Source organism: Aestuariivirga sp. (assembly GCF_037139295.1).
In the GTDB taxonomy this organism is placed as follows: Bacteria; Pseudomonadota; Alphaproteobacteria; order Rhizobiales; family Aestuariivirgaceae; genus Aestuariivirga.
Window position 1 is genome coordinate 1 of record NZ_JBAXGR010000130.1, and the last position, 7,545, is coordinate 7,545.

At 60.2% G+C, this 7,545-nt stretch carries 9 protein-coding genes; 1 reads left to right on the forward strand and 8 read right to left on the reverse strand.

Annotation, left to right across the window (positions count from 1 at the left end; all coding sequences use genetic code 11):
* The 6 genes from WCJ41_RS18965 to WCJ41_RS18990 all read right to left on the reverse strand — a co-directional run.
* Positions 1-445: polysaccharide deacetylase family protein (locus WCJ41_RS18965; protein ID WP_336907402.1), on the reverse strand; the 445-nt coding region annotated here is incomplete at its 3' end.
* Positions 442-1,164 (reverse strand): ABC transporter ATP-binding protein, encoded by a 723-nt coding sequence (locus WCJ41_RS18970; RefSeq protein ID WP_336907403.1) that lies wholly within the window; start codon positions 1,162-1,164, stop codon positions 442-444. The genes WCJ41_RS18965 and WCJ41_RS18970, both read right to left, overlap by 4 nt.
* Positions 1,165-1,167: 3 nt before the next feature.
* Complete coding sequence (locus WCJ41_RS18975; protein ID WP_336907404.1) at positions 1,168-1,947, reverse strand: ABC transporter ATP-binding protein; 780 nt, start codon at positions 1,945-1,947, stop codon at positions 1,168-1,170.
* A gap of 3 nt (positions 1,948-1,950) precedes the next feature.
* Positions 1,951-2,913, reverse strand: a complete 963-nt coding sequence (locus WCJ41_RS18980) for a branched-chain amino acid ABC transporter permease (RefSeq protein ID WP_336907405.1) — start codon at positions 2,911-2,913, stop codon at positions 1,951-1,953.
* Between the two features lie 5 nt (positions 2,914-2,918).
* Positions 2,919-3,785: a branched-chain amino acid ABC transporter permease gene (locus WCJ41_RS18985; protein WP_336907406.1), complete on the reverse strand. Its 867-nt coding sequence runs from the start codon at positions 3,783-3,785 to the stop codon at positions 2,919-2,921.
* A gap of 81 nt (positions 3,786-3,866) precedes the next feature.
* Positions 3,867-5,054, reverse strand: coding sequence for an ABC transporter substrate-binding protein (locus tag WCJ41_RS18990; protein WP_336907410.1), 1,188 nt, complete (start codon positions 5,052-5,054; stop codon positions 3,867-3,869).
* Between the two features lie 233 nt (positions 5,055-5,287).
* Between WCJ41_RS18990 and WCJ41_RS18995 the strand changes: the two genes are divergently transcribed.
* On the forward strand, positions 5,288-6,049 hold the full coding sequence (locus tag WCJ41_RS18995) for an aspartate/glutamate racemase family protein (protein ID WP_336907407.1): 762 nt from the start codon (positions 5,288-5,290) through the stop codon (positions 6,047-6,049).
* A gap of 3 nt (positions 6,050-6,052) precedes the next feature.
* Here WCJ41_RS18995 and WCJ41_RS19000 read toward each other — a convergent pair whose 3' ends face one another.
* Positions 6,053-6,799, reverse strand: coding sequence for a GntR family transcriptional regulator (locus WCJ41_RS19000; RefSeq protein ID WP_336907408.1), 747 nt, complete (start codon positions 6,797-6,799; stop codon positions 6,053-6,055).
* A 566-nt stretch (positions 6,800-7,365) separates the two neighbouring features.
* Positions 7,366-7,545: hypothetical protein (locus WCJ41_RS19005; protein ID WP_336907409.1), on the reverse strand; the 180-nt coding region annotated here is incomplete at its 5' end.

Genomic DNA, 7,545 nt, shown 5'->3' on the forward strand with positions numbered 1-7,545 from the left:
GGATCGCCTCGGCAATCTGGCGACGCTCCTCGCCCTCAAGCATGTCCTTGTGCTCGACCCACCTGAGGCCGTGGCTGGCGATTTCCCATCCGGCTTCCTTCATCGCCTGAACCTGGTCGGGCGAGCGCGACATGGCGGTGGCGACGCCATAGATGGTGAGCGGCACCTTCCGCTCGGTGAACATGCGCCACAGCCGCCAGAAGCCAGCCCGCGCGCCATATTCATAGATCGACTCCATGTTCCAGTGGCGCTGGCCCACCCAGGCTTGCGCGCCGACAATCTCGGAAAGAAATGCCTCCGAGGCCGCATCGCCATGGAGGATGTTGTTCTCTCCGCCCTCCTCGTAGTTGAGTACGAACTGCACGGCGACATTGGCACCGCCCGGCCATTGCGGGTCGGGAATGGCCCGTCCATAGCCCTTCATGTCACGCGGATAGCCACTCATAGCTCACCACCCAGATAGAGTGCCTTGACGCGATCATCCGCCAAAAGCTCAGCAGAGTTTCCCGACAGCGCAACTGTTCCGGTTGTCAGCGCATAGGCTCGTTGTGAGATACGCAGCGCCATGCGCGAGTTTTGCTCAACGAGCAACACGCTCACCTTCTCGTCCCGGTTGATGGCCACGATGGAGCGTGCGATATCTTGCACCAGTTTCGGCGCGATGCCGAGCGAGGGTTCGTCCAGCAACAAGAGCCGGGGCTTAGCCATAAGAGCGCGACCGATTACCATCATCTGTTGTTCGCCACCGCTCATGGTGCCCGCCGCCTGAGAAAAGCGTTCGTTGAGACGCGGGAAACGTGTGAGCACCATGTCCAGCGTACGAGCAATATCCGTCTTGTCAGTTCGGGTGAAGGCACCCATGAGAAGATTATCCTTCACGCTCATGTAGGGGAACACGCGTCGACCTTCTGGCACCATGGCGATGCCGGATTTGACGAGCTCGGCCGGGTTCCTCCCATCGATGCGTTGGCCGCTGTAGAATATCTCGCCCTTGCTTATCTTGCGCAGACCCGTGATAGCGCGGAGGATTGATGACTTGCCAGCGCCATTTGCACCAATCAGCGCCACTGTCTCGCCCTCGCTTACGCTGAGGGACACGTTCCGCAAAGCATGGACGTGATCGTAGAAGAGATCGACGTTCCGGAAATCGAGAATCTGGGTCATCGCCTAAAGTCCGATCGCTTCATCTTCGACGCCCAGATAGGCCTCGATGACGCGCTGGTTGTTCTGGATCTCGGAGGGCGTGCCTTCAGCGATCTTTTCGCCGAAGTTCAGCACCACGATTCGGTCGGAGATCTTCATCACGGCCTGCATGTCATGCTCCACCAGAAGGACTGTCAGTCCGCGCTCACGAAGCTTACGCACCATGGACACAGCCTTCATCGTCTCATCATGGTTCATGCCTGCGAAAGGCTCGTCGAGCAGCAACAACGTCGGCTTGGTGGCCAGCCCGATAGCGATGCCGAGTGCTCGGAGGTGGCCATGCGGTAAGTTGCGGGCAAACTCGCCGCCGATGCCATCGAGGCCAAGGAAACTCAGGATCTCGTCTGCTGATTCCGCAAAGCGCGCCTCGTCGCGGCGGGCCTCGGCCGAACCCAGGAAAAATCCGAGCAGTGAGGCCCTGGCGCGCAGCTGGTGCGCCACGATCACGTTGTCGCGCACGCTCATGTTGCGGAAGATGGTCGTCTCCTGGAAAGTGCGGACGACGCCCTTGCGCGCTGCGATGTGCGGCGACTGGTTGGAAATGCGCTCGCCCTTGAAAGTGACCTCGCCCGATGTGGGGCTGAGGAAGGACGAGATCAGCTTGAACAGGGTGGACTTGCCCGCACCATTGGGGCCAATGACCGAGAGGATCTCCTTCTCGTTGACGGCGAAGCTGACGTCATTGACAGCGGTGAGGCCACCGAAACGCTTGGTCAGCGCCTTGACTTCGAGGATCTGTGCCATGCTTCAGTCCTTCCGCTTCGCGCCGAGGCTGAGGAGGCCATTGGGCAGCACCAGCATGAGCACAATCATCGCGGCGGAATAGATGAGTAGCTGGTATTCGCCGGTAGAAAACAGCAGGTTCCAGCCGAGATAGAGCACTAACGTGCCGAGCATCGGCCCAAAGACATAACCCAGACCGCCGAGGAAACAGTTGAGCATGAAATTAACGCTGTCGGTCACCGTGAAGCTCGAGGGATAAATCGACTGCGTAGCGCCGATGAACACCGCCCCAGCCAACCCGCCAAGGAAGGAGGAAATGGCATAGGCCATTACGCGCAGCGCCGCGATGTTGACCCCGATCGACGAGGCCAGCTCCTCGTTCTGCTGCAACGACATGCAGATGTGACCGATGCGCGAATGCACAAGCCGGTACATCAGCGCAAAGCATATAATCATGAGCACCGCCGAAAGGTAGTAGAAGGCGATGCGCGGGTTCTGCAAGGTTGCGAAGTCAGGCACCAGCACGAAACCAAAAATCGAGAGGGGTCCCGGTGGCGGAATGGAAGTGATGCCCTTGGCGCCGTTGGTGATCGGTACTGCCAGCGCGAGAAGCCGCATCACCTCGGTGAGGATCAGCGTCACCATGGCGAAATAGACTCCACGCAAGCGAAGGATCGGGATGCCGATCAGGATCGAGGCCACGGCGCAGAACATGCCCGCCACCGGCAGTGTCCACCAAAATGACCACCCATAATACATGATTAGGATGGCGGAGACATAGCCGCCCATCAGTGCATAGGCACCCTGCCCGATGTTGATGCGGCCGATGTAGAAGGTAAGCCACACACCTGCGCTGGCGATGGAGAGAAGTGCCACTGAGGTGAAGACATAGTAGAGGTCTGTCCGGCCGGTGACTGAGATGAGCCACGGAACCACGATGAAGACCGTGATGAGGAAGACAATCAGTCCGGCGAGCTTCTTCGTCATGGTGTTCAGCCCCACGGCTTGCCCATCAGGCCATTGGGCCTAATGCTTAGAAACACCATCAACGCCGCGAAAATCACCAGATAGGTTACGTCGCCAAATTCACGTAAAACTGTGAGGCCGACTGATTCCATCATGCCGAGGATGAAGCCGCCAGCGATGGCGCCGCCGACCACGCCCGCTCCGCCAATCATGATCATCATGAATGCCTTGATCGAGATTGGACCGCCAATGCCGGAGTTGACGCCTGTGATTGAGACAAGGAGACCGCCGACCAGACCCGCCAGCATGGCACCCATGGCAAAGCCGATCATAGTATAGCGATCCACCTCGACACCCATGAGTTGGGCGGCGACCCGGTCCTGCGCGAGGGCCCGCATGGCCCGCCCTGTTCTGGTGTACTTCATGAATGCGATGAAGGAGAGAATCAGCACGGCGGCCACGACGCCCACCACGATGCGGTCATAGGGCAGGATGATGCCGAAATCGTTGAAAACGCCCTTGACGATTTTGGGGACGCCGCGCTGCTTTTCGCCAAAGATCAACAACATCACGGCGTCGAAGAAGAAGGCCGTGGCGGCGGCGAGCAGCATGGTGCTCTCTTCGCGATGGCTGCGGCGGATCACCGTGCGGAACAGGTAGCGCTCCATGAAGCCGCCGATGACAGCAAGGGTGATGCCCGAGCAGATGACGGCGACCGGAAAGGGCAGGCCCAACTGACCATAGACCGTGTAGGTGATGAAGCCGCCCAGCACATACATTTGGCCATGGGCGAAGTTCAGCACGTTCATCAGGCCAAAGATGAGCGTTAGCCCTAGAGCGATAAGGGCATATTGCGCCCCAAGATAGAGACCGTTTGCGATTACCTGTTCCATCAGCCACCGGACCCAGAGGTGAAATTGCGCGGGGGGCCCGGCATGACCGGACCCCCAGTGTCGTCTCGTGTCAGGGTAGCATCAGTCGACGGTGCCTACGAACAGCGTCTCGAACTTGCCGTCCTTGTATTCATTCACCACCATGGGGACAGCCACCTGGCGCTTCTGGCCGAAGGAGGTTGTGCCGACATACTTCAGCCGAGCGTTCGGATCTTTGAGGTAGGGGTTCGGCGCTTCAAAACTGTCGATGGTCTTCTTGAATTCATCGACGTTGTCGATGGCCGCCGGATTGGCCTTGATGGTCTCGAGGATGTAGTCGAGCGCATAGACCTTGGTGTTTGACTCGTCATTGTATTCGCCGAACTTCTTGGTGTAGCGGTCGACGAACTCCTTCATGTGGTCAGAGGCGATTTCAGGCGTCGAAGCGCCGCCAACCGAGATGAAGCCGTTGGCGAGTTCGCCCGCTCCTTCCTCGATCACCTTGGCGTCCTGCGCCGTTTCGGTTGAGATCAGGCCTTCGTAACCCAGCTCACGCGCAGCGCGGATCAGCAGCGGTGCATTGGCGGGGGCGACGCCCGACAGCACGAGCAGGTCGGGCTTCAGCGCCACGATGGGAGTGAGCACGGGGGTGAAGTCGCGCGTATCGTTCTGGTAGGTGTCCTTGTCGGCGACAACCTCGAGGCCCAACGCCTTGGCTGCTGCGACGCCAGAGTCACGCTGGCTCAGCGGGTCGGACTCGTTGGCGGCGACGAAAGCCACCTTCTTCACACCCTTGTTGTCCATCAGATATTTGTAGATTGCCGGACCTGACTGGTAGTTGGCGATCATGCCCAGCACGGCGTTGGAGGCCGGCGCGGTATAGAGTTCCTTCGGGAAGGCATAGGGGAAATAGATGATGCCGTTCTTCTCCGCCACCGGGCGGACGGCGGCCGCGCCGTCATCGACGTTCGGGCCGACGACATAGTGGATGCCCTCCTGGGCCATCTTTTCCATACCCTCAACGGCGCGCTTGGGGTCCTTCTGGTCGTCGAAGGTAATCACCTCGAGCTCGTAGGTCTTGTCGCCGATCTTCACGCCACCCAATTCGTTGTACCATTCGGCGAGGGTCTGCATGGATCGGACGTTAGAAGTACCCCAGGCGGCGGCGGGGCCGCTGGTGACGCCGACGAAGCCGATCTTCAGCTTGGCGTCGGCGGCAGACGCCGCGTGGGCGCCGGCAAAAAGTGCGAGGGCGCTGGCTGCGCCAATCAAAGCACGACGAGAAATCATAAGCATGGAGTCCCTCCTGTCAGGTCTGACGTTCTTCCCATCAAGTCGCCCGGCTGCGCCGCATGTCCTGCGGTCTGGTCTTGGATGCCGGCCTTGATTTGAGGTTGGACTCGAATACCGAAACATGCAATGAAAAAACACAACTGTATACACTTGGCTATGTTTGAGGCAGCCTGCCCAATTGCTGATCAGGCTGCCCGAAACCAGCCAAGGTCGTGGAATGGACGCCGGACATGAAGATCAAGGTCATCAACCCCAATACGACTGCGTCGATGACGGCGACGATCGCCGCCGCCGCAAGGGCCGTCGCGGCGCCGGGCACTGAGATTGTTCCTATCACTTCGCGCTGCGGCGCGGTGTCGATCGAGGGCCACTATGACGAGGCGATGAGCATCGTCGGCCTCGTCGAGGCCATCAACGAGGACCCGGTGGCGGATGCCTACGTCATTGCGTGCTTCGGTGATCCGGGCCTCCTCGCCGCGCGCGAAATTGCTACTGGACCAGTGCTGGGCATTGCCGAGGCCGCCATGCACGCGGCGAGCTTCATTGCCACCGGCTTCTCCATCGTCACCACGCTTGAGCGCACCCGCATCATCGCCGAGCATCTGGTGCGCAACTACGGCATGGAGCACCACTGCCGCCGGGTGCGGGCCACCGACATTCCGGTGCTGGAACTGGAAGCGCCGGAATCGAACAGCCGCAAGCTGATCCTCGCGGAGTGCGAGCGTGCAATCGTGGAAGACGGCTCGGGCGCTATCGTGCTGGGATGTGCGGGAATGGCCGACCTCAACGCCTATCTCGAGGACAAGCTCGGCGTGCCAGTGATCGATGGCGTCACAGCGGCCGTGAAATTCGCCGAAGCCCTTGTTTCATTGGGTCTTCGCACCTCGAAGCGGGGCGACCTCGCTTATCCGCTGCACAAGCCCTACAAGGGCACGCTGTCGGCTTATGCGCCACCGGACCGCTCGCATGCGCCCAGGCGCAAGCACGGCTGAGCCTCAGCCGGCCGGGCTGCTGCCGCGACCGGCGCCATCTTTCCTGAACAAGCGGGCGAAGTCGACGTTCACTAATGCATTGCTCAGATCGAGCTGCGCCTCGATGTGCTGCAGGTGATGGTTCATGTACTGCACCGCACGGGCCCGGTTGCGCTGGCGGATGGCGGTAGCGATCTCAAGGTGCTCGCCGTGGGAACATGGCACAGCGCCGGGCGATTCATAAAGAGCGATGATAAGCGAGGAGCGTGACACGAGCTCGGTGAGAAAGCCGGTCAGCACCGGGTTGCCGCCGATACGCGCCAGCTGCAGGTGGAAAGTGCCGGAGAGCTTCAGCCGCTCTTCCTTGTCTCCCTTGTCGGCAGCCTTCTTCTCCTGCCTAGCGGTGTCGACCAGCGTAGCGATGTCGCGGTCGGAACCGGCCTCGATGGCGCGCTCCACCAGCACCCGCTCCAGCGCGCGGCGCGCCTCGAATACGTGGCGCGCCTCTTCCGCTGTGGGCTTGGCCACAAATGCCCCTTTATTAGGCACCAGTTCCACCAGCCGCTCATGGGCCAGGCGCTGCAACGCCTTGCGGATCACCGTGCGGCTGATGCCAAAGGCCTTCGCCAGCGCATCCTCCTGAAGCGGCGTGCCAGGGGCGATGCGATGGTCGATGATCGCTTTGTAGAGGTCCTGGTGTACACGTTCGTCCGCGACACCCGCCCGTTTCGCGGGCTTGCGCACCTCACCAACCTTTGCTGATCTTGCCATGCGGTGATACTAGCCAATGCTGCCGCGTTGGGAAGGGGTGCCCACGACCTACCAGCTTCAAGCGTTTGATCGACAGCCACAAAAGGCTCCGACCACTACAAATCAAAGACTTAGGAGAACCGATCAGTTCGCATCTTTATCTTGTCCGATGCGCCACTTTCAGCCATTTCTCGCAGGAGGCACCAGCTTTGTCGATATGCGGGAAAGATACGGTCTCTCTTTCTTCCAGCTTTCCACTCGACTACCTGCCGACAACCGTAGGAAATGCGGCCAAGCGCCGTGCTACAGGCGCTCCACCTATACCCCAGTTCAATTTATGTCGGCGGCATGGGTCGCAGTTGTTGGCGTTCCTCACCGAGAAAGGTCGCCGGAAGGCCTGATGTCCGTCGTCATATGATTTGAGACGTTTGGGTGCGTGATCGAAGAGAGGATCTGCCGCATCTGGGTTTGATGTTGTGCGACCTTGCCGCAGTGGTACAGACGTCTGGTTTCAACGGTGCCGCGTTCAGACGCAGAACTTCCGCGCCGGGAGAGCTTAGGGGAGGCCTTAGCTTTTTGCACCGCCCTCAAGTCTGCGTTTTCCGCCTCACCCGGTACCGCTGCTTTAACCACTCCTCCCCCTGCCCCCACCTCTCGGCTTGACGCCACGCAGCCTCCTCCTCTGGCGACATCCTCTTCGAGACGTAGCGCCACGCGAGCGGCAGAAGCGCCTTGCCCAGTCGCGCTCCGAACTCGATCCAGAAGGA

Excerpts from the sequence above, each read along its gene's own strand:
- WCJ41_RS18970 (WP_336907403.1), bottom strand. The coding sequence starts at position 1,164 with ATGACCCAGATTCTCGATTTCCGGAACGTCGATCTCTTCTACGATCAC.
- WCJ41_RS18990 (WP_336907410.1), bottom strand. The coding sequence starts at position 5,054 with ATGATTTCTCGTCGTGCTTTGATTGGCGCAGCCAGCGCCCTCGCACTT.
- WCJ41_RS18995 (WP_336907407.1), top strand. The coding sequence starts at position 5,288 with ATGAAGATCAAGGTCATCAACCCCAATACGACTGCGTCGATGACGGCG.
- WCJ41_RS19000 (WP_336907408.1), bottom strand. The coding sequence starts at position 6,799 with ATGGCAAGATCAGCAAAGGTTGGTGAGGTGCGCAAGCCCGCGAAACGG.
- WCJ41_RS18975 (WP_336907404.1), bottom strand. The coding sequence starts at position 1,947 with ATGGCACAGATCCTCGAAGTCAAGGCGCTGACCAAGCGTTTCGGTGGC.
- WCJ41_RS18980 (WP_336907405.1), bottom strand. The coding sequence starts at position 2,913 with ATGACGAAGAAGCTCGCCGGACTGATTGTCTTCCTCATCACGGTCTTC.
- WCJ41_RS18985 (WP_336907406.1), bottom strand. The coding sequence starts at position 3,785 with ATGGAACAGGTAATCGCAAACGGTCTCTATCTTGGGGCGCAATATGCC.